The 25,305-nt window shown below is 60.8% G+C and carries 28 protein-coding genes and 1 pseudogene; 16 read left to right on the top strand and 13 right to left on the bottom strand.

All coding sequences use genetic code 11. The features are described 5' to 3' along the window. Positions 1–6: 6 nt before the first annotated feature. The 3 genes from AACY45_RS09070 (at position 7) to AACY45_RS09080 (ending at position 3,681) form a co-directional block, all read left to right on the top strand. Positions 7–1,425, top strand: a complete 1,419-nt coding sequence (locus AACY45_RS09070; protein WP_339545151.1) for a DUF4055 domain-containing protein — start codon at positions 7–9, stop codon at positions 1,423–1,425. Between the two features lie 107 nt (positions 1,426–1,532). Then, on the top strand, positions 1,533–2,336 hold the full coding sequence (locus tag AACY45_RS09075; RefSeq protein ID WP_339545152.1) for a hypothetical protein: 804 nt from the start codon (positions 1,533–1,535) through the stop codon (positions 2,334–2,336). Between the two features lie 145 nt (positions 2,337–2,481). Next, positions 2,482–3,681 (top strand): tetratricopeptide repeat protein, encoded by a 1,200-nt coding sequence (locus AACY45_RS09080; protein WP_339545153.1) that lies wholly within the window; start codon positions 2,482–2,484, stop codon positions 3,679–3,681. Between the two features lie 53 nt (positions 3,682–3,734). Here AACY45_RS09080 and AACY45_RS09085 read toward each other — a convergent pair whose 3' ends face one another. After that, on the bottom strand, positions 3,735–3,896 hold the full coding sequence (locus AACY45_RS09085; protein ID WP_339545154.1) for a hypothetical protein: 162 nt from the start codon (positions 3,894–3,896) through the stop codon (positions 3,735–3,737). A 132-nt stretch (positions 3,897–4,028) separates the two neighbouring features. Between AACY45_RS09085 and AACY45_RS09090 the strand changes: the two genes are divergently transcribed. Together AACY45_RS09090 and AACY45_RS09095 are read left to right on the top strand one after the other, a co-directional pair. Continuing rightward, positions 4,029–4,538: a glycoside hydrolase family 24 protein gene (locus AACY45_RS09090; RefSeq protein ID WP_339545155.1), complete on the top strand. Its 510-nt coding sequence runs from the start codon at positions 4,029–4,031 to the stop codon at positions 4,536–4,538. A 9-nt stretch (positions 4,539–4,547) separates the two neighbouring features. Beyond that, positions 4,548–5,018: a DUF1353 domain-containing protein gene (locus tag AACY45_RS09095; protein WP_339545156.1), complete on the top strand. Its 471-nt coding sequence runs from the start codon at positions 4,548–4,550 to the stop codon at positions 5,016–5,018. On the opposite strand, the gene AACY45_RS09100 is transcribed toward AACY45_RS09095, so the two are convergent. Then, positions 5,005–6,177: a tyrosine-type recombinase/integrase gene (locus tag AACY45_RS09100; protein ID WP_339545157.1), complete on the bottom strand. Its 1,173-nt coding sequence runs from the start codon at positions 6,175–6,177 to the stop codon at positions 5,005–5,007. The genes AACY45_RS09095 and AACY45_RS09100 overlap by 14 nt on opposite strands. A gap of 276 nt (positions 6,178–6,453) precedes the next feature. Further along, complete coding sequence (locus AACY45_RS09105; protein ID WP_339545158.1) at positions 6,454–7,533, bottom strand: patatin-like phospholipase family protein; 1,080 nt, start codon at positions 7,531–7,533, stop codon at positions 6,454–6,456. A gap of 124 nt (positions 7,534–7,657) precedes the next feature. On the opposite strand from AACY45_RS09105, the gene AACY45_RS09110 reads away from it, so the two are divergent. Genes AACY45_RS09110 through AACY45_RS09125 form a run of 4 tightly spaced genes read left to right on the top strand, consistent with a single transcriptional unit; the run spans position 7,658 to position 10,259 of the window. Next, positions 7,658–7,966 (top strand): PepSY domain-containing protein, encoded by a 309-nt coding sequence (locus AACY45_RS09110; RefSeq protein ID WP_339545159.1) that lies wholly within the window; start codon positions 7,658–7,660, stop codon positions 7,964–7,966. Further along, on the top strand, positions 7,966–8,277 hold the full coding sequence (locus tag AACY45_RS09115; protein ID WP_095167754.1) for a PepSY domain-containing protein: 312 nt from the start codon (positions 7,966–7,968) through the stop codon (positions 8,275–8,277). Before AACY45_RS09110 ends, AACY45_RS09115 begins: the two co-directional genes overlap by 1 nt. A 3-nt stretch (positions 8,278–8,280) precedes the next feature. After that, positions 8,281–8,949, top strand: coding sequence for a response regulator transcription factor (locus tag AACY45_RS09120; protein WP_339545160.1), 669 nt, complete (start codon positions 8,281–8,283; stop codon positions 8,947–8,949). Then, on the top strand, positions 8,946–10,259 hold the full coding sequence (locus tag AACY45_RS09125) for a sensor histidine kinase (protein WP_339545161.1): 1,314 nt from the start codon (positions 8,946–8,948) through the stop codon (positions 10,257–10,259). The genes AACY45_RS09120 and AACY45_RS09125 overlap by 4 nt, the downstream gene beginning before the upstream one ends. 50 nt (positions 10,260–10,309) lie before the next feature. Here AACY45_RS09125 and AACY45_RS29265 read toward each other — a convergent pair whose 3' ends face one another. After that, a complete protein-coding gene (locus tag AACY45_RS29265; RefSeq protein WP_371927853.1) occupies positions 10,310–11,065 on the bottom strand; it encodes a methyl-accepting chemotaxis protein in 756 nt (251 codons plus the stop codon). A 102-nt stretch (positions 11,066–11,167) separates the two neighbouring features. Next, positions 11,168–12,646: pseudogene (locus AACY45_RS29270) on the bottom strand (HAMP domain-containing protein); the annotation flags it as partial. 31 nt (positions 12,647–12,677) lie between these two features. Here AACY45_RS29270 and AACY45_RS09135 point away from each other — a divergent pair. Continuing rightward, positions 12,678–13,994 carry a Na+/H+ antiporter family protein gene (locus AACY45_RS09135; protein WP_339545239.1) on the top strand — a complete coding sequence of 439 codons (1,317 nt, stop codon included), beginning with the start codon at positions 12,678–12,680 and terminating at the stop codon, positions 13,992–13,994. A 74-nt stretch (positions 13,995–14,068) separates the two neighbouring features. Here the strand turns inward: AACY45_RS09135 and trhP are convergent, their stop codons facing one another. Beyond that, complete coding sequence (gene trhP, locus AACY45_RS09140; protein WP_339545163.1) at positions 14,069–15,394, bottom strand: prephenate-dependent tRNA uridine(34) hydroxylase TrhP; 1,326 nt, start codon at positions 15,392–15,394, stop codon at positions 14,069–14,071. A 156-nt stretch (positions 15,395–15,550) separates the two neighbouring features. Here trhP and AACY45_RS09145 point away from each other — a divergent pair, with 156 nt between their 5' ends. After that, complete coding sequence (locus AACY45_RS09145) at positions 15,551–16,612, top strand: AI-2E family transporter (protein ID WP_339545164.1); 1,062 nt, start codon at positions 15,551–15,553, stop codon at positions 16,610–16,612. On the opposite strand, the gene AACY45_RS09150 is transcribed toward AACY45_RS09145, so the two are convergent. From AACY45_RS09150 to AACY45_RS09160, 3 genes are all read right to left on the bottom strand, one after another. After that, positions 16,609–16,791, bottom strand: a complete 183-nt coding sequence (locus tag AACY45_RS09150; RefSeq protein ID WP_339545165.1) for a hypothetical protein — start codon at positions 16,789–16,791, stop codon at positions 16,609–16,611. The genes AACY45_RS09145 and AACY45_RS09150 overlap by 4 nt on opposite strands. Before the next feature lie 96 nt (positions 16,792–16,887). Next, positions 16,888–17,082: a hypothetical protein gene (locus AACY45_RS09155; protein ID WP_166590789.1), complete on the bottom strand. Its 195-nt coding sequence runs from the start codon at positions 17,080–17,082 to the stop codon at positions 16,888–16,890. A 247-nt stretch (positions 17,083–17,329) separates the two neighbouring features. Continuing rightward, positions 17,330–17,683, bottom strand: a complete 354-nt coding sequence (locus tag AACY45_RS09160; RefSeq protein ID WP_339545166.1) for a hypothetical protein — start codon at positions 17,681–17,683, stop codon at positions 17,330–17,332. A 245-nt stretch (positions 17,684–17,928) separates the two neighbouring features. Between AACY45_RS09160 and AACY45_RS09165 the strand changes: the two genes are divergently transcribed. Beyond that, the gene (locus AACY45_RS09165) at positions 17,929–18,747 is read left to right on the top strand and encodes a shikimate 5-dehydrogenase (RefSeq protein WP_339545167.1); all 819 of its coding nucleotides are present in this window, start codon (positions 17,929–17,931) and stop codon (positions 18,745–18,747) included. A gap of 36 nt (positions 18,748–18,783) precedes the next feature. Here AACY45_RS09165 and AACY45_RS09170 read toward each other — a convergent pair whose 3' ends face one another. Continuing rightward, a complete protein-coding gene (locus tag AACY45_RS09170; RefSeq protein WP_339545168.1) occupies positions 18,784–19,431 on the bottom strand; it encodes a YceH family protein in 648 nt (215 codons plus the stop codon). A 128-nt stretch (positions 19,432–19,559) separates the two neighbouring features. Between AACY45_RS09170 and AACY45_RS09175 the strand changes: the two genes are divergently transcribed. Then, the gene (locus tag AACY45_RS09175; RefSeq protein WP_339545169.1) at positions 19,560–20,069 is read left to right on the top strand and encodes a DUF1993 domain-containing protein; all 510 of its coding nucleotides are present in this window, start codon (positions 19,560–19,562) and stop codon (positions 20,067–20,069) included. A 65-nt stretch (positions 20,070–20,134) separates the two neighbouring features. Here AACY45_RS09175 and sstT read toward each other — a convergent pair whose 3' ends face one another. Then, on the bottom strand, positions 20,135–21,367 hold the full coding sequence (gene sstT, locus AACY45_RS09180; protein ID WP_339545170.1) for a serine/threonine transporter SstT: 1,233 nt from the start codon (positions 21,365–21,367) through the stop codon (positions 20,135–20,137). Positions 21,368–21,669: 302 nt separating this feature from the next. Here sstT and AACY45_RS09185 point away from each other — a divergent pair, with 302 nt between their 5' ends. Further along, entirely contained in the window at positions 21,670–22,824 is a 1,155-nt protein-coding gene (locus AACY45_RS09185; protein WP_339545171.1) for an MFS transporter, read from the top strand. A gap of 4 nt (positions 22,825–22,828) precedes the next feature. On the opposite strand, the gene nhaR is transcribed toward AACY45_RS09185, so the two are convergent. Then, positions 22,829–23,728: a transcriptional activator NhaR gene (gene nhaR, locus AACY45_RS09190; RefSeq protein ID WP_339545172.1), complete on the bottom strand. Its 900-nt coding sequence runs from the start codon at positions 23,726–23,728 to the stop codon at positions 22,829–22,831. Positions 23,729–23,864: 136 nt separating this feature from the next. Between nhaR and AACY45_RS09195 the strand changes: the two genes are divergently transcribed. Both AACY45_RS09195 and AACY45_RS09200 read left to right on the top strand, forming a co-directional pair. Then, positions 23,865–24,113, top strand: a complete 249-nt coding sequence (locus AACY45_RS09195; protein WP_339545173.1) for a hypothetical protein — start codon at positions 23,865–23,867, stop codon at positions 24,111–24,113. Positions 24,114–24,142: 29 nt separating this feature from the next. After that, the gene (locus AACY45_RS09200) at positions 24,143–24,892 is read left to right on the top strand and encodes a TerC family protein (protein WP_339545174.1); all 750 of its coding nucleotides are present in this window, start codon (positions 24,143–24,145) and stop codon (positions 24,890–24,892) included. Between the two features lie 73 nt (positions 24,893–24,965). Here the strand turns inward: AACY45_RS09200 and AACY45_RS09205 are convergent, their stop codons facing one another. Beyond that, positions 24,966–25,136, bottom strand: coding sequence for a hypothetical protein (locus tag AACY45_RS09205; RefSeq protein WP_445261175.1), 171 nt, complete (start codon positions 25,134–25,136; stop codon positions 24,966–24,968). Positions 25,137–25,305: the final 169 nt, after the last annotated feature.

A 25,305-nucleotide genomic window follows, 5' to 3' on the forward strand; every position in this document is an offset into this window, starting at 1 on the left:
GCCAATATGGCGAATTACAGCACCCCCCGGGCAGAGTACGCACAAGCCCTGGCTGGCTGGCAGTTGGTGAAGCGTTGCGTTGCTGGTGCCCGCGAGGTGCGCAAGCATGACGAATACCTGCCGATGCCTGACCCGGAGAACAAATCGCCGGAGAACCAGGCGCGGTACAAGCAGTACAAGAAGCGGGCTATGTTCCTCAACGTCACCGGTCGTACTCGCACCGGCTTGATGGGCGCCGTGTTCCGCAAGACTGCTGAGCTGACCCTGCCGACCGGTGTCGACTACCTCAAGGAGAACGCCTGCGGCGACGGCACCAGTCTTGAGCAACTGTCGAAAGAGGCGGTGGGGGAGTGCCTGGACACTGGGCGCGGCGGCTTTCTGGTGGACTTTCCGACGGTCAAAACCGAAAGCGGTGTGTCCTCGATGGCTGATCTGGCCACCAAGCGTGCGCTGATTCACTTCTACGACGCCCTCGCGATCATCGATTGGGATGAGCAGGTAATCGACGGAGTGAAGAAACTGGTCTACGTGAACCTGCAGGAGAACGTTACCGAGTTCAACCCAGCGCTGTTGACCCGAAAGACCTTCAAGCAAAATCGGGTGCTGCTGTTGATTGAAGGGAAGTACGTACAGCGGGTCTACAAGGAAGGTGCGGACGAACCTACCGAAACGACACCCACTGACCAGACTGGAAGGGCATTCGACCACATTCCGTTCAGCTTCTTCGGCGCCCAGAACAACGACGCCAGCGTAGACAAGTCGCCGCTTGAAGACCTGGCTGACGTCAACATCCTGCACTACGGCAACAGCGCCACGGTGGAGGAGAGCGGCTTTATCAGTAGCCAGCCGACGCTGTTCATCACCACCGACATTGATCCGGATAGCTTCATCAAGCTGAACCCGAACGGCATGCACATCGGTTCTACCCGGGGCTACAACCTCGGTAGGTCCGGTACCGCAACTCTGGTTCAGGCCCAAGAAACGCAGCTCTCCCGCGCTCTGATGAAGGACAAGGAAGAGCAAATGTTGATGATCGGCGCCCGCATCGTCCAGCAGGGAGGCGGTGCCGAGACAGCGGAAGCAGTGCGCATCCGGTACAGCTCCGACAATAGCGTGCTAGGCACTATCGCCGGCAACGTCTCTGAGGCAATCAAGCGGGCCATCCTGGACGCCGAGCGCTTCATGATTGGCGAGCCGGATGAGAAGGGCACAGTGTTCTGGCTCAACCAAGCGTTCTTCGACGAGACCATGACAGCGCAGGACATCATGGCCCAGGTGCAGCTCTGGCAGCAGGGCTTCATTGCGAAGTCCGATGTGCGAACGAATCTGCGTCAGGGTGGTGTGCTTGAAGCCGACCGGACTGACGACAAGATCGACGAGGAGCTGGCCAACCAGCCCCCAGTAGGCGGAAGCGATGAGCAATGAAGGCTTCCTCGAAGACGCGGCTATGGGCATCCGCTTTTCAATTGGGCTTGCCATCAGCGCATCAACGTCCAGGCCGCTTAACCACTTACAGACAAGGAAACTCCTCTATGGCAGGTCAAATGATCGTGCTCCCGATTACGGTGGCTGCTGCCGCCGGCGCGCCACGCATCGATATGAGCATCCCGGACTTCATTGCAGGAAAGGTTGGGTCTCTGAAACATGTGGTCAGTGCTCGCTCGCTCACCGCAGCGCCCGGCGGCGGGGTTGCGGGGCGCTGCCGTGCAACCGGCCTTCCTTTGATTCCGCGAGGGGCGTCTGCCGCGACCTTGGCCCTGTACGAGATTGCCGGAAAGGCAGCCCTTGGTATTAATGGGCCAGGATCAGCGGGGCTTGGCCTCCCGGCTGACAGCCTGACCAGCTCTTTCACGTTTGTGATGGCAATCAGCTTGAACAGCGCCGATGCCCTGGGAACCTATCCGATCAACTTTCTGTCGGGCTTCGACGCCGCAGGCACCTACATCAGTGCCTTGACCCGCGCCTACGGCATTGCCGCTTCGCTGAACGCCAATAAAATCGGCGCCAATACCGGCACCCTCGGTACTTTTGCATTTGCCACTCCGCCGAGCGGTAACTGGGGTGTGTTGGTAGTTGATTACAACAATGCCACTCGAGTGTTGTCGGTATCGGTTAACCAGGCTGCGACGTTTGTGGCTGTCACCATGCCAGCGAGCTACGCGCCGCCGGCTGGGTCGTATGTGGAGATCGGCTACCACATCGACACCTCAAGCATTCGAAACTCCAAGATGGGTGACCTGTACACGTTCAGCGATTCACTGCTTCGGACTGAGCTCGGCAAGGCACAGCTTACCGACCTGGTGGCGGCATTGAAGGCCGAGTACAGCATCGGCTGATGCCGCCCTTGGCTGTGGTCGTGGCGCCTGGTAGTGACACCAGATAAACATGAAGAAATCGTTACTTCAAAATAACCAAATTCAGTTTTTGCTCAACTTCATGTAAACTTTTTGCCAAGATTACTGATTTTGGCAAGGGCGCCTCATGACATTTGTACAGGAAGAAATCAACGCGGAATTTTTTGCTCGGGTACAAGCGGGTGGAGAGGAGGAAGCGTTGCTTGGTGACTTTTGCAAAGTGCTTATTCGTGGAAAGCATCTTCCTACGGTAATTGCGTTTTCATCAGTCAACACTATTCCTGGAAGATTCAAGCCATACAAAGCTATCACCAAGTCAGAATCGAACATAGTGTTCGTAAATGACTGTGGTAATAACTGGTACCTAAAAGGTATTGAGGGTTTTGATGAGGATTTCATCGAGGCCGCAAAAAAGATTGTAGAAGTGGCTCGGCAGGTTGGTAATGGCTTTGTAATGACTTTCGGGACCTCTATGGGGGCGTATGGTGCAATGCTATATGCAGCTGTTGGCGGCGCAGATAAATGTATCGCATTTGGTCCTGAGGTTATTCTTGATCTTCCCGGTAGTCGTAGCGCTCAGCATAAAAATAGAAAGGCGAAGCTGAGCTTCTCGGATTTGTCCTATTATATTGAAAATTCAGACTGCACATACGATGTTGTTGTGAGCGAGTCAGATGAAGTCGATTTGATCAATGCGATTTCTATGTTCAGCTTGAACAACGTCAAAGTTTCCACTGTTCGCGGTGCTGAGCATCCAGGTGTCCAGGCCTTCGACTACGAACTAGGCATAGGCAATGTCATTGACGCGTCTATAGGTGGCGCCGATTTGGTAGCCCCGCAAGGCCGTGGCGGGGCGGTGCTGGAGAATTCAGAGCTTGTAAAGGATCTTTGGATATCGCTCAACCTGAAGCGAGAAAAAAACTATTTAGCTTGCTTGGATTATCTAATTTCCCTTGCTTATAAACATGGTGAAAGTTCTCTGTATGTTCTGAGGCTCGGTGAGGCTTACTATCGGAATGGCATGCTAGAAAAGGCCGTTGAATGCCTTAAGGTCTCTGTTGAGTTGGACGGCTTTCAGTATGAGGCTCACAACTTGCTTGGAGTTGTTCTCCGTAGACTTGAGAGACATGAAGAAGCTGAACATTATTTGAAAGAGGCTATTCGCATAACTCCAATGAACCCGTTTCCATATCACAACCTTGGGTTGACATATATGGAGGTTGGATTGCTAGATCTTGCTCTGGAGAGTTGCGAAAAGGCTGTAAGCCTAAATAAAGGAAATCCTAATTTCATAAAAACCGTAAATGAAATTATGGAGATGAGGTAGGCGGTGTACTGTAGTTGCGCGGGTGCTTGATTAAGCACCCGGATCGCCAGATATCAATACTCTAATATTGGAGTTACTTCTATTCCGCCATCTTTTATGATTTCGATGATAGCTGCGTTTTGATCTTCGTCATCAGCTAAAAGATTGTCATGGCTAAACAGATTTAGTTCGTTTGGTTCATTTGCTTCTGGAGTTTGGTTGGCTCGAATTTTCATGCTTCTGTCCATGATGGCGCGTTGATATTATTGCTTGACATATTATCCTTTATAGGAATTTGCCCTGCAAGTGCCAGTGATTGTTTTCATATGCCCGCCGAGTGCGGGCTTTTTTTCGCCTGGAGAAAAGTGATGGCAAGACTTTCAGAGAGCAGGGCAGGGAGCCGCAACGCGCTTGCCTTCCTCGACATGCTGGCTTGGGCAGAGGGCACCGGCACCTCACCGGCCACGGCTATGGACGGCTACGACGTGATCGTCACCGGCATCGACGGAAAGCCAGAGGTGTTCAAGGACTTCAGCGATCACCCCTTTGCCCGGGGCCGCAAGTCCAAGGTCATCAACAGCAAGGGGCTGACCTCGAACGCTTCCGGCCGATATCAGCAGATGCTCAAGGACTGGCCGCATTACCGGGCGCTGCTGAAGCTTCCGGACTTCAGTCCGATCAGCCAGGATCTGCTGGCCCTGCAGCACGTCCGCGAATGCCGGGCGCTTCCAGACGTGCATGCCGGCCGGATCGAAACCGCAATCAAGAAGTGCCGGAAGATCTGGGCCAGCCTGCCCGGGGCCGGGTATGGCCAGCGTGAGCACCGCCTCGAGGACTTGATCAAGCAGTTCCGCCTGGCAGGCGGGACGCTGTCGTAGGGAGGGGGCATGGAGTCATTCACCGCCCCGCTGGATATCCGTTACGACGCGCAAGCCAGCAAGATCCTGGGTGCCGATCACTGGCGGGTGATCACGCCGTTCCGCTACTACCTGGGCAGCAAGTACAGCGAGCAATGGGTCACTGTGCCGGCGGGCTATCTCACCGACGGGGCCAGTGTGCCGCAGTTGCTATGGAACCTGATTCCACCGTGGGGCAGCTACGGCCAGGCTGCCGTTGTGCACGACCTGCTTTGCGAATACCTGGCCATCGTGGTCGCCGGTGAACTGGTGTACATCACGCGTGAGCGCTGCGATGAGATCTTCTGCGAGTCCATGGGCGTGCTTGGAGTGCCGGAATGGAAGCGCTGGGCGATCTATCAGGGGGTGAGCATGTACCGAAAGCTGGCTCGCATCGAGAAGCCTTCCACCATTCCGCTGAAGCGCAAGCTAGAGGCGGCCTGGCAGGCTACGCTGGGGTAACCAAGTTCGCCCACTCCTGCATCATTTCTCTGCGCTGCTCGAGGTATGTGGCGTGGTTGTACACGTCGCGAATGAAGCTGCTGTCGGCGTGGGCGAGCTGCCTCTCGATCCAGTCCCGGTTGTAGCCGCGGCCGTTCATCTCGGTGGAGAACAGGTGTCGGAAGCCGTGAGGGGACTGTTTGCCGGTCAGGCCGCAGATTTCCATGACGCTGTTCGCATAGTTGGTGCCGATTGGCATGGTTGGGTCGCTACGGTTTGTGAACACGTAGCGCAGCCCTCCGGTGATCGGCAGCATGCTCTTCAGTAGGTCGATAGCCTGGGCGGGGAGAGGTACCGAATGATCGCGGCGCATCTTCATCTTGGACGCCGGAGTTGTCCAAGTGGCCGCTTCCAGGTCGATTTCAGACCACTCCGCATGCCTGACTTCGCCCGGGCGTGATGCGGTATAGATCATCAACATGATCGCCGACCGCAACTGGTGGCCCGCAACGCACTCCTTTATGGCCGCCATCGTCTTTGGCAGTTCGCTGAACGGCAGGAACGGGTGCGGCCTGCTCTGGGCGCCTTTCTCGGTGACCGCATGCATTTCAGCGGTTGGGTTGGCTTCGATAATTCCGGTGGCGATGGCATAGCTGAACACCTGGCCCATCCGCTGGCGGACCTTCACGGCCGTGACTACCGATCCCCGCTTTTCGATTCGGCGAATCAGGCTGATGACGTCAGCTCGCTTTATCGAGTCAATTTGCCTGGGCCCGAATGTTGGCAGTACGTCCAGATCCATCAGGTTGCTGATGATTCGATGGGTGCCAGGGGAGATACTGCTTTTTCTGAAGGCGAGCCACTCTTCGTACACCTTGCGAAAGGTGCGACCACTGGCATCGATCAATCCCTCTTTTTTCTCCTTTCTCGATTCGCGTGGGTCAATCCCTTTCGCGATATCTTCCCGCGCTTCATCTCTGCGTGAGCGCGCGTCCTTTAGGCCGGTATCCGGGTACGTCCCGAATGAAATTCGCGCCTGCTTTCCAAGCCAAGTAAATCTGAAATGCCAGCTCTTGATGCCACTGGTGGCCACGTAGAGCGAAAGTCCCAGTGAGTCGGGGAGGGTGTACGCTTTTTCTTTTGGCTTCGCCTGCCTGGCTGCCGTATCCGTGAGGGCCACTAGTACATCCTATGCTTTCAGTTCTCGATGTACTGGATGATGTACTAACAGGGTTGAATTGGGAAGGTACTGCGCGGTACTGGGTGATACGGGGATTGGCCGAAGGGCCGGTGCTACGGGGAGATTTTGGTACGGAGAGGTTTTTGGCGGGATCCCACCGTGGAATCTTTGAAAATTTCCACAGTGGTTTGAGCTCTGTCAGGTGGCTATCGCCCGCGGCGATGGGGCAGGCCGCGAGTTTAACAGCTTGAAATAACGCTTGCGGGAAAACACTGACTAAAGGGTCAGCAAGCGCTCGCCCAGGCGGCCGCTGGCGGCCAGTTCGAGGAACTCGTCGCCCAGGCGCTGGCTTTCCTGCATGGTGGTGCGCCAGTACTTCTGGCGGCCTGGTGCGTCATCCATGAAACGCTTGAAGTCGTTGCGGTCCGGGAGTTTGCCGTAGGGCAGGCGGGTCAGGTAGTCCTTCGACGGCGCCAGCAACAGCACATCCTGCAGGCGCTGTGGGCAGGCGCGACGCCAGGGCAGGGTCTTGTCGAACCAGCCGGGAATCACCCGGTCGGTGAAGTGCGGGTAGAGCACGATGTCGTCGCCGCTGTAGGGCAGGTCGAGGTGATAGTCCAGCAGGCCACCGTCGCGAAAGGTCCCGGCGCCGGCGCCCGGCAGGTCACGTACGCCTTCCATGACCATCGGGATCGAACCCGATGCGAGCAAGGCCTGGCGCAGGTTGCCGGTATTCAGCGCGACATAGCGCGAGGGGAAGTCATGCAGGGCATTGAGCGGCGGCGCGAGGCGCGGGTCGTGGATGATCAGCCGTTCGAAATGGCGCGACAAGCGTGCGCGACCCCGCAGGTTATCGGCGATCACCGACGACAGCCCCAGGCCCAGCCGGCCGCGGTGATCATCCGCCAGCAGGCCGTGGCTCTTGACCACCATGATGTTCAAGCGGTAATGGGCGTTGTCGAGGATCCGCGCATCGCGACCGTCCAGCAGTTCATCGAGCATGCGTCGCGAGCTCTGGCTGATCTGCGCCATGCTCACACCCTTGCTGAAGTGCTGTTCGGTGTAGAGCTGGCCCAGGCGACGAATGCCTTCGGCGGCGTCCGGCAGGCAGGCACTGGCAAAGCGCCAGGAGCCCACCGAGGCGCCGATCAGCGAGCGCTCCCGGGGAGCGGCCGGCAACCACTCACCGAACAGCGCCAGGTCCAGGCCCTGGATGCCCAGGGCTTTCGGGCCACCGGCGGCACCGGGCAGCGTGCCCACCTGCATCGCGTTCAGGCCCTGTTGGCGAATCCGCGTGAAAGCCCGCGGGCCGGCCTTGAGGGTCAGGGCCGGGAATTTGATGTGGATAGCGCTCATGCAGCTCTCGCTTCGGGCAAGCCAGGCTTGCGGGGTGGGTGTATGTCGTCCATCAATGATGGCGATTCAGTTTCAATTAAGTTGCTGCCGGTAGTCTGGGCCCATACCGATCTGGAGACCGCCCATGAAAACCCTGACCACCTTGATCACCGCCAGTCTCATCGCCCTGACGGTCAGCCTGGCCCATGCCCGCGACCTGGGACCGGATGAAGCCCTGAGATTGCGTGACGCTGGTACCATTGTGTCTTTCGAGAAGCTCAATGCCAGCGCACTGGCCAAACACCCCGGTGCGACCATCACCGAAACCGAACTGGAAGAAGAGTACGGCAAGTACATCTATCAGATCGAGTTGCGTGATCAACAAGGCATTGAGTGGGACCTGGAATTGGACGCTGTCACCGGGCAGCTACTCAAGGATCATCAGGATACGTAATGAAGGTTAATCTGCGCGCTTATGGGCTCGGCGCCCTGGCGCTACTGGCGGTCTGCTCACTGGCAGTGGCCCGTGATCTCGATCAGGACGAAGCCCTGCGCCTGCGCCAGCAAGGGGTAATCCTGCCGCTGGAGCAACTGCTGCAGCAGGCGCTGGACCGCTACCCCGGCGCCAAGCTCCTGGAGGCGGAGCTGGAAGAGAAGCATGACGTCTACATTTATGAAGTCGAACTGCTGACTCCCCAGGGCGTGGTGCGTGAGCTGGACCTGGACGCCAGGACCGGCCGTTTACTCAAAGACAAGGAAGATTGATCGATGCGTTTGCTTCTGGTGGAAGACCACGTGCCGCTGGCCGACGAGTTGCTGGCCGGACTCAATCGCCAGGGTTACGCGGTGGACTGGCTGGCCGATGGTCGCGATGCCGTGTACCAGGGCAGCACCGAACCCTATGACCTGATCGTCCTCGACCTCGGCCTGCCGGGGCTGCCGGGCCTGGAAGTGCTCAGCCAATGGCGCGCGGGAGGCCTGGCCACACCGGTGCTGGTGCTGACCGCGCGCGACTCCTGGGCCGAACGCATCGAGGGGCTCAAGGCAGGCGCCGACGACTACCTGACCAAACCCTTTCACCCCGAAGAACTGCACCTGCGCATTCAGGCGCTGCTGCGCCGTTCCCACGGCCAGGCCAACCAGCCGACGCTCAAGGCCGCCGGTTTGCAGTTGGACGAAGGCCGGCAGTGCGTGGTGCGTGACGGCGCCGACATCCAGCTGACCGCCGCCGAGTTTCGCCTGTTGCGCTACTTCATGCTGCACCCGCAGCAGATCCTGTCCAAAAGCCACCTGGCCGAGCACCTCTACGACGGCGAAACCGAGCGCGATTCCAATGTCCTCGAAGTCCACGTCAACCACCTGCGGCGCAAGCTGGGGCGCAGCGTGATCGAAACCCGTCGAGGCCAGGGTTACCTGTTCGGCGGGCAGGCGCAGTGAGGTCGATCCAGCGGCGCTTGAGCCTGGGTCTGATCAGTGTGCTGCTGATCGTCGGCCTGGTGCTGGCGCAAACCAGCCTGTGGCTGTTCGAGGAGGGGCTGCAGCGTTACCTGGAAGCGGGTTTGCGCAATGACAGTGAAAACCTGCTGGTGGCCCTGGTGCGCGGTCCGCAAGGGATCCAGTTGGACGAGCGTCGGTTGTCGCCGGCCTATCAGCGGCCGTTTTCCGGGCATTATTTCCGTATCGACTTTGCCGACACCCACTGGCGTTCGCGCTCATTGTGGGACCAGGAACTGCCACAGCTCGAACAGCCGGGTCTGCACAGCAACCTGCAACTGGGGCCGGAGGGCCAGCAACTGTTGGTGTTGCGCTCGGACTACCGGCGCCTGGGCCAGTCGATCTCCATCAGCGTGGCCCAGGACTACACCCCGGTGCAGGATAGCTTCCGGCGCGTACGCCAGATCGGCCTCGGCCTCGGCCTGGCCGGTCTGTTGCTGATTCTGCTGTTGCAGCGGGTCACCGTGCGCCGCGCCCTGCGGCCGCTGGAAAGCGCCCGCGAGCAGATCGCCCAGTTGCAACAGGGGCAACGCTCGCAACTGGACGCCCAGGTCCCCGAAGAACTGGAACCCCTGGTGGCGCAGATCAACCATCTGCTGGCGCACACCGAAGACAGCCTCAAACGCTCGCGCAATGCCTTGGGCAACCTCGGCCATGCGCTGAAGACCCCGTTGGCGGTGTTGCTGAGCCTGGCTTCCAGCGACAAGCTCGATGCCCATCCCGAGCTGCGTAACGTCCTGCGAGCGCAACTTGCGCAGGTGCAGCAGCGCCTGAACCGTGAGCTCAACCGTGCGCGACTGGCCGGTGATGCCTTGCCCGGCGCGTTGTTTGATTGTGATGCCGAGCTGCCGGGGCTCCTGGCAACCTTGAACATGATCCACGGCGAACACCTGGACCTCAGTTACGACGCGCCGGCTGGCCTGCACCTGCCCTGGGACCGCGAGGACCTGCTGGAATTGCTCGGCAATCTGTTGGATAACGCCTGCAAATGGGCTGACGCCGAAGTGCGCTTGAGCGTGGTGCAGGCTCCCGAGGGGTTTGTGCTGGCGGTCGAAGACGATGGCCCGGGGATTCCCGAAACCCAGCGCGACCAGGTGTTCAGCCGCGGCACGCGCCTGGATGAACAGACCGACGGGCATGGCCTGGGGTTGGGCATCGTGCGCGATATCGTCGACGCGTGGGGCGGGCAGTTGCGCCTGGAAGAAAGCCAGTGGGGCGGGTTGCGGGTAGTGATCGAGCTACCCAAACTCTGAGTCTCGATCAGGCCGGTGGGGCAGGCCTGGTTGCCCCACCGGCCAATCGGTTACACCCGGAACTGATCCATCAGGCTCTGCTGCTGGTTGGCCAGGCTGTTGAGCGACTGGCTGACCCGCGCCGATTCATTGGCCTGGCCCGACAGCGATTCGGTCACGTCGCGGATGGTTGCCACGTTGTTGTTGATCTCTTCGGCCACTGCGCTTTGTTCTTCGGCGGCACTGGCGATCTGCAGGTTCATGTCGGTAATCACTGTGACCGCGTCGCCGATCTGGCGCAACGCGGTCACGGCCTGGCCAACCTGCTCGACGCTGCCCTGGGCCTGACGGTGGCTGTTGCCCATGGCGCCGACCACCTGCTGGGTGCCGCTTTGCAACTGCTCGATCACCTGGCGGGTTTCTTCCACCGACTCTTGCGTGCGGCGGGCGAGGTTACGCACTTCGTCGGCCACCACCGCAAAACCGCGCCCGGCTTCCCCGGCGCGGGCCGCTTCAATGGCGGCGTTGAGCGCCAGTAGGTTGGTCTGCTCGGCGATGGCGCGAATCACTTCCAGCACCGAACCGATTTTCTCGCTGTTGGCCGCCAGGCCTTCGACCTGACCCATGGCGGTGCTCATGTCGGCGGCCAGGCTGTCGATGCTGGCAGTGGTGCGGTCAATCACGGTCAGGCCCTGGCGGGTCGCCTGGTCCGCGTCGCGCGCTGCTTGTGCCGCTTGCGCTGCGCTGCGGGCGACGTCCTGGGCGGTGGCACTCATTTCGTGGGAGGCAGTGGCGACCTGATCGACCTGGCGGTACTGCTGCTCCATCCCGGCGCTGGTCTGGGTGGCGATGGCCGAGGACCGATCGGCGGTGCTGCGGGCGTCCTGCACCGAACGTTTGACCTGGGCAATGATCGGTTGCAGCTTGTCGAGGAAGCGGTTGAACCCGCCGGCCAGTTGCCCGAGTTCGTCCTGCTTGTCGTAGGCCAGGCGCCGGGTCAGGTCGCCTTCGCCACTGGCGATGTCTTCGAGCATGTGGGCCACGCCGAGAATCGGCCGGGTCACGCTACGGGCCATCAGCCACACCAGGAGCAGGCCGATGACCGCGGCGATCAGGCCCAGGCCCAGCTCGACCAGGGTGCCGGTGGTGTTGGTGGCGTCGAGTTCGGCCTGCAGGGCCTGCGCCGGGCCGACCACGACCTGTTGCGGCACGTCGAGCAACACCCCCCAGGCCTTGCCACCGGGAATCGGTTCGAAGGGCGACAGCACCTTGAGTTGCTGCGGGCTGCGCAGGCTCTGGGTCTGGCTGCCGGTGCCGAGCATGCGCAACAGTTCGGCGCCGTCCGGGTCCACCGCGCTCAGGCGCTGGCTGAGTTTGCTGGCGTCCGGGCTGTAGCCGGCGAGCAGGCCAACGGGGCTGAGGATGCTGACGCTCGTCTGGCCGTCGTAGAGCTCGCGGCTTGCCTGTTGGCTGACGGCCTGCAGGCTGTTGAGGTTGATGTCCACCGACAGCGAGGCGATGACTTTGCCGTCCACCTGCAGGGGGAAGACGATGCTGGTCATCAGCACGTTCTGGCCGTCGATCACATAGAAGTAGGGTTCGATCACGCAGGGCTTGAGGGTGGCTCGTGGGCAGGTGAACCAGGCATTGGCCGGTTCGCCGCTAGGGCCGGTGCTGGTGTCCGCCATGTCGCTTTCGGGCAGCGCCATCGAGTTCAGCTTGCCGGCGGTCGGCTGCGACCAGTACAGGGCAAAGCGGCCCTTGTCGTTGCTGCCCAGTTCCGCCTGGCCGGCAAACAGCTCGTCCTTGCCATCCAGGGCGTTGGCTTCGAACACCAGGGACAGCCCGAGCAGTTGCGGGTTGGCCAGCAGCGCCGACTTGACCTGGCGGGTCAGGTCCTCGCGCAGGTCGAAGGCATCGAGGAAGCGTTTCTCGGCCTGTTCGCGCAGGAACAGCACCTGGCGCGAGAAGCCGTGGCCATATTGATAGGCGTCCATGAACTGCTGGCGAATCCCCAGCGCCTGGACTTCGCCCTGGGCTTCGATGCGCGACTGGGCCGCTTCGTTGAGCATGCTCATGCTCGACGCCTTGACCAGTTCGGAACTGTGCTCCATGCGATACAACGACAGACCCACCAGCAAGGTCACGATGCCGGCCAGGCACAGCCCGGCCAGCAGGGTGATTTTCCATTGAATCGACAGCTGTCTGAGTGACATGGAGGCGCCCTTAATCGATAAATATCCAAGACCTGGACCTGTAACGGCCTCATCAGCGCTTTCTTGAGGCCGCGTAGCTTTTGACAAGCGCGGCGGGCTGCGGCACAGTGCGCGCCCTCTAATAAAACCTCTATTCCACCCGGTGTCGGCCCTTGCAGCTGGCAGGCCGGACTCATCCCGTTTGCGCTGCATTCAGCGGCGACTGTGCTTTGAGGTAACGATGATTAATGCAGTAATTGCCGCGGTCGGCATCATGCTGGTGCTCAGCCTGTCTCGCGTGCATGTGGTGATCGCGCTGATCATTGGCGCGTTAGCGGGTGGCCTGACCGGCGGCCTGGGTATCGAGGCGACGCTCAAGGCCTTCAACAGTGGCCTGGGCGGCGGCGCGACCGTGGCCTTGTCCTATGCCTTGCTCGGCGCGTTTGCGGTGGCGATTGCCAAGTCCGGCCTGGCCCATGCCCTGGCGGACAAGGCCCTGGCCCTGGTGGATCGGAAGGACACCCACGGCGGTGGCCAGATCAAATGGTTGCTGATCGGCTTGCTCTGGGTGGTGGCGATCGCCTCGCAGAACATCCTGCCGATCCACATTGCGTTTATTCCGTTGCTGGTGCCGCCGCTGCTGTATGTGCTGACCAAACTGCAACTGGATCGCCGCTTGATCGCCTGCGTCATGACCTTCGGCTTGATCACGCCGTACATGTTCCTGCCGGTGGGTTTCGGCAACATCTTCCTCAACGAGATTCTGCTGGCCAACGTGGCCAAGAGTGGCGTCGACATCAGTGGCATCAACGTCACCCACGCCATGGGCATTCCGGCGTTGGGCATGGTGTTCGGGCTTTTGCTGGCGTTTTTCAGCTACCGCAAGAAGCGCGTGTACGACCTGGAGAAAATCGAGCGGGTCGAGCAGGTGGCTGTCCAGTACAACCCACTGACCTTGCTGGTGGCAGGGCTGGCGATTGCCGCCGCGTTCATCATCCAGTTGCTGCTGGATTCGATGATTATCGGCGCGTTGGCCGGGTTCCTGATCTTCTCGGTATCGGGGGTGGTGCGCTGGCGCGAGACTGACGATCTGTTCACCGAAGGCATGAAGATGATGGCGATGATCGGCTTCATCATGATCGCCGCTTCCGGGTTCGCCGAGGTCATGAAGGCCACCGGCGAGGTACAGACCCTGGTTGAGACGTCGGCGGCGTGGATCGGCCACAGCAAGGGGGTCGGGGCGTTATTGATGCTGCTGGTCGGCCTGCTGGTGACCATGGGCATCGGCTCGTCCTTTTCCACGGTGCCGATCCTGGCGGCGATCTTCGTGCCGCTGTGCGTGCAACTGGGCTTCAGCCCGCTGGCCATCGTCTGCATCGTCGGCACCGCCGGCGCCCTGGGCGACGCCGGTTCACCGGCCTCGGACTCGACCCTGGGCCCGACCTCGGGCCTGAACATCGACGGCCAGCATCACCATATCTGGGACACCGTGGTCCCGACCTTCCTGCACTACAACCTGCCACTGCTGGCGTTTGGTTGGGTGGCGGCGATGGTGTTGTAAACCTGGGAACACACCTTCTGTAGGCGCGAGTTCCTACAGGGGCGTGGCGATGGGTTCATTGCGCAAAACCACCATCAGCCCTTGTTCACATCCCGCATCAACAGCCCATAGTGCAAATCCACTGCATCCGGAATTGGCAGGTAGACGATGTGGCCGTCTCCCGGCGCCACTTCCAGCGGCTCGCCCTTGGCGTTCTGCAACTGCTGGAGGTCGAAGTGGAAGTTGCCCTTGGGGGTCATCAGCTCCATGTGGTCGCCCAGGGCAAAGCGGTTTTTCACCTTGACCTCGGCCAGGCGTTCACGGCGCTCGCCGGTCAGTTCGCCGACGAACTGCTGGCGGTCGCAGACCGAGCTGCCGTTCTGGTAGTTCTGGTACTCGTCATGGACGTGGCGGCGCAGGAAACCTTCGGTGTAGCCGCGCTGGGCCAGGGACTCCAGGTCAGTCATCAGGCTGCGGTCGAACGGGCGGCCGGCCACGGCGTCGTCGATTGCACGCCGATAGACCTGGGTGGTGCGCGCGCAATAGAAGTGCGACTTGGTCCGGCCTTCGATCTTCAGCGAATGCACGCCCATGTGCGTCAGGCGCTCGACGTGCTGCACTGCGCGCAGGTCCTTGGCGTTCATGATGTAGGTGCCGTGTTCATCTTCGAAGGCCGGCAGCAGTTCGTCCGGGCGATTGGCTTCCTGCAACAGGAACACCTGGTCGGTCGGTGTGCCGAGGCCCAGGGTCGGTGCTGGTGCAAACGGCTGGACGATCTCGCCCACGTTGTTTTCCGTCGCCGGCTGGGCTGAATACTTCCAGCGGCAGGCATTGGTGCAACTGCCCTGGTTGGCATCGCGCTTGTTCAGGTAGCCCGACAGCAGGCAGCGCCCGGAATAGGCCATGCACAGCGCGCCGTGGACAAACACTTCCAGCTCCATGGCCGGCACCTGCTGGCGGATCTCGGCGATTTCCTCCAGGGACAACTCGCGCGAGAGGATGATCCGGCTCAGGCCTTGCTGCTGCCAGAACTCGACGCTGGCCCAGTTCACGGTGTTGGCTTGCACCGAGAGGTGGATCGGCATCTGCGGGAAATGCCGGCGCACCAGCATGATCAAGCCCGGGTCGGACATGATCAGTGCATCCGGGGCCATGGCAATCACCGGTTCCAGGTCCTTGAGAAAGGTCTTGAGCTTGGCGTTGTGCGGGGCAATGTTGACCACCACGTAGAAGCGCTTGCCCTGGGCCTGGGCCTCGCTGATCCCGTGGGCCAGGTTGGCATGATCGAACTCGTTGTTGCGCACCCGCAGGCTGTAGCGCGGCTGACCGGCATACACCGCATCGGCGCCATAGGCGAAGGCATAACGCATGTTTTTCAGGGTGCCGGCAGGGGCGAGCAGTTCGGGCGTGGCGAGAGTCATGGTGGCGTCGATCGCAAAAGGGCGCGAGGGTAGGGCAGATGCGGCACACGTTTATTGATCTGGATCTATGGTCGCTGAAGAAATCACGGCACTCGGGCGTTTCGTGGCTGACTAACCTATAAGGCGCAGACGGCGTCTATCAGACATGGATCGGACATGAACCACTCCTCGATACAGAACAAATCACTGATGGTCCTGCTGGTCCTGGTCACCCTGGCGTTTATCTGGATTCTCCTGCCGTTCTACGGCGCGGTGTTCTGGGCGGTGATCCTGGGCATTGTCTTTGCCCCGTTGCAGCACCGGCTGCAACTGAAATTGGGATGGCAACGCAACCTGGTCTCGCTGTTTACCCTCAGCGTCTGCCTGGTGATCGCGATCTTGCCGGTGATCATCATCAGCGCCTTGCTGGTGCAGGAGGGGACCACGCTCTACAAGAACATCGAGAGCGGCGAACTGGACATTGCCGGCTATCTGGCGCAGTTCAAGCACAGCCTGCCGCCGTATTTCCAGAACCTGTTGGATCGGTTCGGCATGGGTGACCTGAGTGGGCTGCGGGAGAAAATCGTCAAGGGGGCGATGCAGGGCAGCCAGTTTTTTGCCACCCAGGCGTTCAGCTTCGGTCAGGGTACGTTCGAGTTTGTGTTGAGTTTTTTCATCATGCTGTACCTGCTGTTCTTCTTTTTACGCGACGGTCCGGAGCTGGCGCGCAAGCTGCGCACGGCGGTGCCCCTGGATGAGCATCAGAAACGCTGCCTGCAACTCAAGTTCAACCGCGTGGTGCGGGCCACGGTGAAGGGCAACCTGCTGGTGGCTGTCACACAGGGTGCGCTGGGCGGGCTGATCTTCTGGTTCCTGGACATTCCCAGTGCGTTGCTCTGGGCGGTGTTGATGGCGTTTCTGTCGCTGTTGCCGGCGGTGGGGGCGGGGATTGTCTGGGCGCCCGTGGCGGCCTGGTTCCTGCTCAGCGGTGCGGTCTGGCAGGGGGTGGTCCTGGGGTTGTACGGGGTGTTCGTGATCGGCCTGGTGGATAACGTGTTGCGCCCGATTCTGGTGGGCAAGGACACCAAGATGCCGGATTACCTGATCCTGATCTCGACCCTGGGCGGCCTGGCGGTTTTCGGACTCAATGGGTTTGTCATTGGTCCGCTGATCACCGCGCTGTTTATCTCCAGCTGGGCGCTATACGTCGAAACCAAGCCACGGGTGCAGTTGCCTTAAGCGCTCAGGGAAAAGCTGCCGATGCGTTGTGACAGTGCCTGGGCGGCAGGCAGTGAAGTCAGCGGACCGCTGATGGCCTCGCCGTCCTGCACCAGGTACCAGCAGGCGAGCAATCCCAGCTCTCTGAGGGGGGCGGGAACGGCGCTACCGATAACGGACATGATCTGAACCTTGGGCATAAGTACCTCCATCAATCAATGGAGCTACCTTACCGGCGCGCTGAACCTTGGGACAATCAACGCGCTCGATAGTGGACATTGACGGCATTGAGGCGCTCAGTCGACAACCTGGTCGAGCATGTTCATCACTTCGTGCTCATTGAGCAGGCCTTTGCGCACCAGGTTCTCGGCCAGCAGCGAAAGAAACTTGGCACTGCGATGACCCTCAAGGTGCTTGAGTTCGGTCAGCGCGCTATAGACCTTGCTGGAGGTGCAGAGTCCGACAACGCGGTGCGGGTTTTGCGTGGGCATAGAGGGTCGTCCTTGTTTTTATTAACCGTTTGTGACGGACAGAACAGAGCTTGGGGTTCTGCCATGACATAAATATGACACCTGGGCCGTGCGCGCCAGGGTATTCGTCGGATCCATGATGCGCCATCTTGCCGCAGCCATTGTCCCGGCAGCGACCTTGGCGAGATTTATTCAGACATGGAATCGGGGGGGCACAACGGCAGCAGGCCCCGCTGCGAGGCGAGGCCTGGGGAGTTTCGCCCATCGATTACCAGCGTGGGCCGTAGTAGCGAGGCGGGCCGTAGTAACGATGGGGTGGGCCGTAGTACACCGGTGCCGGGCGGTAGTAGATCGGTTGTTGCACATACACCGGTTGCGGCTGGTAGTAGACCGGCGGCGGTTGCTGGATGTACACCGGCTGCGGCTGGACGTAAACCGGTTGCTGGACATACACCGGGCGTTGCGAGTGGGCGATCACCGAACCTGCGACCACCGCACCCACTACCGCGCCGACCGCCGCCGGTGCCCCCCATCCGTGGTAGCCACCACCGTGGGCTTGCGCCTGTCCTGCGACAGCGAAGGCCCCGATCAGCAAGGCAATTGCAGGGAGTTTACGGAGCATGATGGTTCCTCGTTGTGACTCCCCGGCGCCTGGTTCTGCAATAGAGCCAGCAAGTGTCGCGGGGATACCTCTCAGACAGCGTTTTTTGGCGAATTCACGAGGCGCCTGGGTAAATTTTGTGTAAGGTCTGTAGCGCCGTCCGGACCCGGCTACGCCAACAGGGCCGGGCACCTGCTCATGATTGATCAACGCTTGCGGGCTGGCTAATCCCGTTTATCTGAAAGTGTTTAGCGAAGGAGTTCCACATGCTGATGAACCCGAACAAAGACACCCAACTGTGCATGTCATTGTCGGGGCGCCCCGGAAATTTCGGCCTGCGTTTCCACAACCATCTGTACGAGCAACTGGGCCTGAACTTCTACTACAAAGCGTTCAGCAGCCAGGACCTGCCGGGGGCGGTAGCCGGGATTCGCGCCCTGGGTATCCGCGGTTGCGGCGTATCGATGCCGTTCAAGGAAGCCTGCATTGCCTTGGTCGATGAACTGGACCCCTCTGCCGCGGCCATCCAGTCGATCAATACCATCGTCAATACCGACGGGCACCTCAAGGCCTACAACACCGACTACATCGCCATCGCACAACTGCTCAAGCGCCACGCCGTGCCCCAGGCATCGAGTTTCGCCTTGCGCGGCAGCGGTGGCATGGCCAAGGCGGTTGCCAGTGCCCTGCGCGATGGCGGCTACAGCAACGGCCTGATCGTGGCCCGCAATGCAAGTGCCGGGCGCGCCCTGGCCGACTCGCTGGGGTATCGCTGGCAAGCGGAACTGGGCGAGGAGCGCCCGCAGATGCTGATCAACGTCACGCCCATTGGCATGGCCGGTGGCAGCGAGGCCGAGCAACTGGCGTTCCCGGCCGAGGTGATCGAGGGGGCACAGACCGTGTTCGATGTGGTGGCGATCCCGTCGCAAACGCCACTGATCGTGCAAGCTCGGGCAGCCGGCAAGCAGGTGATCACCGGCCTTGAAGTCATCGCCATCCAGGCGCTGGAGCAGTTTGTCCTGTACACCGGCGTGCGCCCCAGCGATGTGCAGTTCCAGCAAGCGGTGGCGTTTGCCCGCGTCTGATCAGGCGGCGGGGCTGGGTAGACGGGCCTGGCAGGGCTACTCGAGTCGGGCTAGGCGCTCTTCAAGCGCGGCAATTCGCGCTTCCAGCTCTTCAATACGCTCCAGTGACACACCGCTGGCGCTGCCGCGCTCCACCGGGCTCTGGCGCGCCGCGAGGATCGCTTCGATATCCGCCGGGTCGCCCAAGGCGTGCATGTAGCGGTCTTCGCGCTGGCCCGCCTGGCGCGGGATGAGCATCGCCAGGTTACGGGCGATCAGGCGTTCCAGTTGATGCACGACTTGCTCGGCATCTTCGAAGTCGTGCATGCGGCCGCTGCGGGTCAGCAGTTCGTTGACCGTCTGCGGCCCGCGCAGGAACAACAAGCCACTGAGGATCACCTGGGCCGGCACCAGTTCCAGCGCCTTGTCCAGGCGATGCTCCCAGCGATCGGCGCGGCTGCCCATCACCAATCGGGTAAAACCGCGCCCTTCAAGTGCGCGCAGGCTTTGCCCGACCTGACCCTGGCTCAGGTTCATCACCGGTTCGCGGCTGGTTTTCTGGTTGCAGGCGATAACCACGGCATTGAGGGTCAGCGGGTAGGTTTCCGGGCTGGTGGCCTGCTTCTCGATCAAGCAACCGAGGATGCGCAGCTCGGTGCTGCTCAGGCGCAAGTCTTCGGTGGAGGTCTCTTGTTCTGTGCTCATCGCGCTTTCCCTATGCAGTCGAAGCCGTCTAGCCTAATCCTTGCACAGTAAAAGACAAGCCGCACGGCGCCTCAGGCATGGCTATAATCGCGCCATCCTTCACAGCCCCACTCTCCTGCGAGACTGCCATGACTATTTCTCTGTACGCTGCATCCGTTCCGGTCTTCAAGCAAATGCTCAACGCCCTGAGCGATGTGCTGAACAAGGCCGAGGCCCATGCCACGGCCAAGAACATCGACCCTAATGCCTTGCTGCAGGCGCGCCTGTTCCCGGACATGTTCCCGCTGGTGCGTCAGGTGCAGATCGCCGTCGATTTCGCCAAGGGCGTTTCGGCCCGCCTGGCTGAAGTCGAACTGCCGAAGTACGACGACAACGAAGTGACCTTCGCTGAACTGCAAGCGTTGATCGCCAAGGTCCTGGCCTTCATCGACGGCATCCAGCCTGCGCAGATCGATGGCAAGGAAGGCATCGAGATCGTTACCCGTCCAGGCACGCCGAAGGAAAAACGCTTCAGTGGCCAGTCGTACCTGCTGACCTACGGTCTGCCGCAGTTCTTCTTCCACGTCACCACCACCTACGCGATCCTGCGTCACAACGGTGTGGAAGTCGGCAAGCGCGATTACATGGGCGCGTTCTAAACCCCTGCGCTACAAAAAAGCCCGCCCCGGTGTGAACCTGGGCGGGCTTTTTGTTGAGGCGGATTCTACACGGTTTGCTCGCTGTTGGTTTCCTCGGCCATACAGGCTGCAGCGGTGAAGAGCACGTCGGTGGAGGAGTTCAGGGCGGTTTCGGCCGAGTCCTGCAACACGCCGATGATGAAACCGACGGCTACCACTTGCATGGCGATTTCGCTGGGAATGCCGAACAGGCTGCAGGCCAGGGGGATCAGCAGCAGCGAGCCGCCGGCGACACCCGAGGCACCACAGGCGCAAATGGCCGCGACAATACTCAGCAGGATGGCGGTGGGCATGTCCACGGCAATACCCAGGGTGTGCACGGCCGCCAGGGTCAGCACGGTGATGGTGATCGCCGCGCCGGCCATGTTGATGGTGGCGCCCAGCGGGATGGAGACCGAGTAGGTGTCTTCGTGCAGGCCCAGGCGCTTGCTCAACTCCAGATTGATCGGAATGTTCGCTGCCGAGCTGCGGGTAAAGAAGGCGGTGATCCCGCTTTCGCGCAGGCAGGTCAGCACCAGCGGGTAAGGGTTACGGCGCAGTTTCCAGTAGACGATGGCCGGGTTCATCACCAGGGCCACGAACAGCATGCAGCCCAGCAGCACGGCCAGCAGGTGCAGGTAGCCGACCAGCGCGCCGAAGCCCGAGGTGGCCAGGGTCGAGGCCACCAGGCCAAAAATCCCCAGCGGCGCAAAGCGGATCACCAGGCGCACGATCAGGGTCACCCCGTTGGACAGGTCGCCCAGCACGGCGCGGGTGGTTTCGCCGGCGTGGCGGATGGCCACGCCCATGCCGATGGCCCAGGCCAGGATGCCGATGAAGTTGGCGTTCATCAGGGCGCTGATCGGGTTGTCGACCACGCTCAGCAACAGGTTTTGCAGGACCTCGCTGATTCCGCCGGGGGCGCTGACCGCCACGTCGTGGGTCGCCAGTACCAGGTTCGAGGGGAACAGGGTACTGGCCACCACCGCAACCACGGCTGCGGCAAAGGTGCCCAGCAGGTAGAGGAAGAGGATCGGGCGGATGTGGGTTTCCTGGCCGTGCTTGTGGTTGGCAATCGAGGCCATCACCAGCACGAATACCAGGATCGGTGCCACGGCCTTGAGCGCCGAGACAAAGACCTTGCCGATGAACGCGGTGGATTTGGCCACCTCAGGCGCAAGCAGGGCCAGGGCAATCCCGGCGATCAGGCCGATGACGATCTGGGTGACCAGGCTGGTGCGTTTGAGTCTTTGCAAAAGAGTAGGCGGGGCAGCAGTCATAGCGGTATCTCTGATTTTTTTTAGGGTGCCGTGCGTCCATGGGGGCCGCCAGCAACAAAAGGGGCAGGCTGGCGGAACCGGCAGGCAACGCGAATTGTCCAGTCTTTCGCGGGCGCGGACTTTAGCACAGCGTAGGCCCTATCCTGCAGACGTGTGACGATCTGACGCCAGTCTGTTCGGCGGTTCGGCCCATGTTGCTGCTGTACCGGGACGCATTCTGTTAAGATTCGCCATCCTCTTTTTCATCTCTCTTCAGTGAGCCCCTGGGCTGTCGCTGGCGTTGTCGTTTTCTGGAGTTACCCATGCTGTTGCCCATCCTGCTGTTGTCAGCCGCCGGATTTACTGTGCTGACCACGGAATTCGTCATTGTCGGGCTGTTGCCGTCGATTGCCCGCGACCTAGAGGTCAGCGTTTCCCAGGCGGGGCTGTTGGTGACCCTGTTCGCGTTTACCGTCGCCGCCTTTGGTCCGTTCCTGACCGCGTACTGTGCGCGGTTCGAGCGTCGCCGGCTGTTTATCAGCGTGTTGATCCTGTTCGGCCTGGCCAACACCCTGGCGGCCCTGGCGCCCAACATCGGGGTGATGGCCCTGGCGCGGCTGATACCGGCCCTGGGGTTGCCGGTGTTCTGGGCGCTGGCCAGCGAAACGGCGGTGGACATTGTCGGGCCGCAGTACGCCGGTCGGGCGATTGCCAAGATCGGTTTCGGGATCGTCTGCGCCACAGTCTTCGGCATTCCCGTGGGCACGCTGATCTCGGACGCATTTGGCTGGCGCAGTGCGTTCGCCATCCTCGCGGTGATTGCCTTCGCCAAGGCCTTGCTACTGTTTATCTACTTGCCCCGGACCGATCTGCACCAGCAGCAGGTAAGCTTGCGCGCGCAGTTCAAGATCCTGCGCAGTCCACTGATGCAAGGCCATGTGCTGTTGTCGATCCTGGTGTTCAGTGGCATGTTCACCGCCTACACCTACCTGGCCGATATCCTTGAACGCCTGGCCGGTTTCAACGGCACGCTGGTGGGTTGGTGCCTGATGGGCTTCGGCGCCGTCGGACTGATCGGCAATTCGCTGGGTGGGCGCATGGTCGACCGCCACCCGCTGATCGCTTCCATGGTGTTTTGTGGCTTCATGATCGGCGGCATGGTGGCGCTGGTGCCGAGCATCCACTCGACGCTCGGGCTGGCGGCGGCGATGGGGGTCTGGGGCGTGACCCAGGCGGCGCTGTTCCTGGTCAGCCATGTGCGCCTGATGAAGGCCGCGCCCCAGGCGCCGGCCTTCGCCGCGTCATTGAACATTGCCGGGGCCAACCTGGGGATTGGCCTGGGCGCGCTGGTGGGCGGGCGGGTGATCGACACCCTGGGCCTGGGTAGCCTGGGCTTTGCCGCGGCGGGGTTCATTCTGCTGTCGATCGTGCTGGCCCTGCTGCTGATGAAGCTCAAGGCCCCGGCCGTCTGCGCCTGAGGCCCTAGAGGCTGGTGAACAGCTCGCGTCGGGCCCCTTCGGTAATGGCGACGATGCCCGGGTGCTTGACCTTGCGCTCCACTGAAATGGCGTAGAACGACTCGGTCACCGCGTCGGTCTGGCCAATCACCTGCACGCCGTACTGGCGCCTGACTTCATCGGCGATCACGCTGGGACCGATGAAAATTCCGCTGCCGGATTGGCCAAATGCCTGCATCAGGGCGCTGTCATCAAACTCGCCGACAATCCGCGGCTGGATTTTCTGCTCGGCAAACCAGCGCTGCAAACGGCTGCGCACCACGGTTTCCTGGCCGGGAATCAGCAGTGGCGCGCCGTGCAGGCAGTGAGGGAAGTCGTTGCCGTAACGTTGTGCCAGTTCCTGCGTGGCAAAAAAACTGATGCCGCATTCGCCGAGTTTCTGGCTATAGCCCTTGATGTCCAGGTGCGAGGGCATCGGGCTGTCGGAAATCACCAGGTCCAGGCGCTGGATCGCCAGGTCGGCCAGCAGACGTTCCAGCTTGTCCTCGCGGCAAGTGATACGCAGTGGTTCGGTCAATTCCATGGTGGGCGCGATCAGGCGATAGACGATGGACTTGGGCACCACGTCCGCGACCCCGACCCGGAAGACGATCTGCTGTTCATTGGGCTGGGCCCGCAGCAGGGCTTCCAGTTCACCGCCCAACTGAAACATCTGCTCGGCGTAGGGCAGGGCCTGGCGGCCGGCCTCGGTCAACTCCAGCTGCCGTCCGACCCGGCGAAACAGCTCGATGCCGTAGGTCTGTTCGAGCAGGCTGATCTGCCCGCTGATGGTCTGTGGCGTGAGGTTCAGTTGCTCGCACGCACGCACGATGCTGCCGGTCTTGGCCACGACCCAGAAGTAATGCAGTTGCCGATAATTGAGCATGGCGAACGCCGATTCGTAAAAACCGAAGTATAGCCGCTAAAAATACGAATTTTTCTGAAGTGTTAGCCTCCTTAGAATGCCTCGCTATCGACGGGCTGCCGATACGGCCGTCTCTGTTCTAACGAGGAAAGCAATGATGACATTCAAGACCCTGACGGCTGCGTCCGTGCTGGCCGTTTCCGCTCTGCTGTTGACAGGCTGTGACCAGGCCGAAAAAAGCGCCCAGCAATTGATGGGCAAGGCAGCCGAGTCGGCCAAGCTGGCGATCGACGAGACGCACAAGGCGGCGGAACAGGCACTGAGCGATGCCACCGGTACTGTGATTGGCAAAAAAGACAGTTCGACCGATAACGAGAAAGAACAAAGTTCCTCGCAGGAAATCTAATCCGTTTAAACCCGAGTCAGGACTGACCCATGGAATACCTTTTACAACTTGCTGCAAGCCCCACTGCCTGGGTCGCCTTGGCCACCCTGATCGTCATGGAAATCGTGCTCGGCATCGATAACCTGATCTTCATCTCGATCCTGACCAACAAATTGCCGCAGCAGCATCGGGCCAAGGCGCGCCGGATCGGCATCAGCATGGCACTGGTGCTGCGCCTGGGCCTGTTGAGCACCATCGCCTTCATCGTGCAGTTGACTGCGCCGGTGATCGAGGTGCTGGGCCACGCGTTCTCCTGGAAAGACATGATCCTGATCGCCGGTGGTCTGTTCCTGTTGTGGAAGGCCACCACCGAAATCCACCACAGCATGGACCCGGCACCGGATGATCCGCTGTCGAAATCGTCTGGCGTGACCTTGGGTTTTGCCGCGGCCATCGGTCAGATTCTGATGCTCGACCTGGTGTTCTCCATCGACAGCATCATCACCGCCGTCGGCATGACCGAGCATTTGCCGATCATGATCATCGCGGTGCTGGTATCGGTGTTGGTGATGTTGTTGGCGGCTGAACCCCTGGCCAAGTTCATCAACGACAACCCGACTGTGGTAATGCTGGCCCTGGGCTTCCTGATCATGATCGGCATGACCCTGATCGCCGAAGGTTTTGGCGCCCATGTGCCTAAAGGCTACGTCTATGCGGCCATGGCGTTCTCGGCAGCGATCGAGGTGCTGAACATGATGTCGCGTCGGGCTCGGCAGAAGAAGCTGGCCGACCAGGCGTAATGCCTGAAGGCAGTACTCAACGGTCGTCTGCGCCCAGCGTGCAGGCGGCCGTTTTGTTTATGGGGGGGAAGCCTCAATGGGCGGAGGCGTGGGGTTGCTCGGGTTTCTGCTCTTGCGCCGGGGCTTGTGGCGCTCGGTAGGCGTGGTGATGCCGGCGGGTGATGCGCAATACGCCCCACAGCATGGCTGCGGCTACGGCCACCCAGCCAGTGATCAGCATCAAGATGGTGGTGGTCAGGCTCATCAGTGCCTCCTCCTCTTTGCCCTGCGTCGGGCACATACTTCTCGCAGGTGTCAGTCTAGCCGTTGTGGTGTTGCAGGCTATTGACCAATAGTCGTGAGGCACCAACCAGTTTGCTCTATCAGCCGCAGCCGACTGCCGTTTAAGGCTATACCGCTGCTATGATCAGGGG

It is taken from the genome of Pseudomonas sp. RA_35y_Pfl2_P32, assembly GCF_963970735.1.
Taxonomy (GTDB): Bacteria; Pseudomonadota; Gammaproteobacteria; order Pseudomonadales; family Pseudomonadaceae; genus Aquipseudomonas.

Excerpts from the sequence above, each read along its gene's own strand:
- AACY45_RS09090 (WP_339545155.1), top strand. The coding sequence starts at position 4,029 with ATGGCAAGACTTTCAGAGAGCAGGGCAGGGAGCCGCAACGCGCTTGCC.
- AACY45_RS09095 (WP_339545156.1), top strand. The coding sequence starts at position 4,548 with ATGGAGTCATTCACCGCCCCGCTGGATATCCGTTACGACGCGCAAGCC.
- AACY45_RS09150 (WP_339545165.1), bottom strand. The coding sequence starts at position 16,791 with ATGCCCAAGGTTCAGATCATGTCCGTTATCGGTAGCGCCGTTCCCGCC.
- AACY45_RS09110 (WP_339545159.1), top strand. The coding sequence starts at position 7,658 with ATGAAAACCCTGACCACCTTGATCACCGCCAGTCTCATCGCCCTGACG.
- nhaR (WP_339545172.1), bottom strand. The coding sequence starts at position 23,728 with ATGCTCAATTATCGGCAACTGCATTACTTCTGGGTCGTGGCCAAGACC.
- AACY45_RS09105 (WP_339545158.1), bottom strand. The coding sequence starts at position 7,533 with ATGAGCGCTATCCACATCAAATTCCCGGCCCTGACCCTCAAGGCCGGC.
- AACY45_RS09085 (WP_339545154.1), bottom strand. The coding sequence starts at position 3,896 with ATGAAAATTCGAGCCAACCAAACTCCAGAAGCAAATGAACCAAACGAA.
- AACY45_RS09080 (WP_339545153.1), top strand. The coding sequence starts at position 2,482 with ATGACATTTGTACAGGAAGAAATCAACGCGGAATTTTTTGCTCGGGTA.
- AACY45_RS09075 (WP_339545152.1), top strand. The coding sequence starts at position 1,533 with ATGGCAGGTCAAATGATCGTGCTCCCGATTACGGTGGCTGCTGCCGCC.
- AACY45_RS09165 (WP_339545167.1), top strand. The coding sequence starts at position 17,929 with ATGCTGATGAACCCGAACAAAGACACCCAACTGTGCATGTCATTGTCG.
- AACY45_RS09120 (WP_339545160.1), top strand. The coding sequence starts at position 8,281 with ATGCGTTTGCTTCTGGTGGAAGACCACGTGCCGCTGGCCGACGAGTTG.
- sstT (WP_339545170.1), bottom strand. The coding sequence starts at position 21,367 with ATGACTGCTGCCCCGCCTACTCTTTTGCAAAGACTCAAACGCACCAGC.
- AACY45_RS09070 (WP_339545151.1), top strand. The coding sequence starts at position 7 with ATGGCGAATTACAGCACCCCCCGGGCAGAGTACGCACAAGCCCTGGCT.
- AACY45_RS09155 (WP_166590789.1), bottom strand. The coding sequence starts at position 17,082 with ATGCCCACGCAAAACCCGCACCGCGTTGTCGGACTCTGCACCTCCAGC.
- AACY45_RS09200 (WP_339545174.1), top strand. The coding sequence starts at position 24,143 with ATGGAATACCTTTTACAACTTGCTGCAAGCCCCACTGCCTGGGTCGCC.
- trhP (WP_339545163.1), bottom strand. The coding sequence starts at position 15,394 with ATGACTCTCGCCACGCCCGAACTGCTCGCCCCTGCCGGCACCCTGAAA.
- AACY45_RS09195 (WP_339545173.1), top strand. The coding sequence starts at position 23,865 with ATGACATTCAAGACCCTGACGGCTGCGTCCGTGCTGGCCGTTTCCGCT.
- AACY45_RS09185 (WP_339545171.1), top strand. The coding sequence starts at position 21,670 with ATGCTGTTGCCCATCCTGCTGTTGTCAGCCGCCGGATTTACTGTGCTG.
- AACY45_RS09115 (WP_095167754.1), top strand. The coding sequence starts at position 7,966 with ATGAAGGTTAATCTGCGCGCTTATGGGCTCGGCGCCCTGGCGCTACTG.
- AACY45_RS09145 (WP_339545164.1), top strand. The coding sequence starts at position 15,551 with ATGAACCACTCCTCGATACAGAACAAATCACTGATGGTCCTGCTGGTC.
- AACY45_RS29265 (WP_371927853.1), bottom strand. The coding sequence starts at position 11,065 with ATGGAGCAGCAGTACCGCCAGGTCGATCAGGTCGCCACTGCCTCCCAC.
- AACY45_RS09160 (WP_339545166.1), bottom strand. The coding sequence starts at position 17,683 with ATGCTCCGTAAACTCCCTGCAATTGCCTTGCTGATCGGGGCCTTCGCT.
- AACY45_RS09170 (WP_339545168.1), bottom strand. The coding sequence starts at position 19,431 with ATGAGCACAGAACAAGAGACCTCCACCGAAGACTTGCGCCTGAGCAGC.
- AACY45_RS09175 (WP_339545169.1), top strand. The coding sequence starts at position 19,560 with ATGACTATTTCTCTGTACGCTGCATCCGTTCCGGTCTTCAAGCAAATG.
- AACY45_RS09205 (WP_445261175.1), bottom strand. The coding sequence starts at position 25,136 with ATGAGCCTGACCACCACCATCTTGATGCTGATCACTGGCTGGGTGGCC.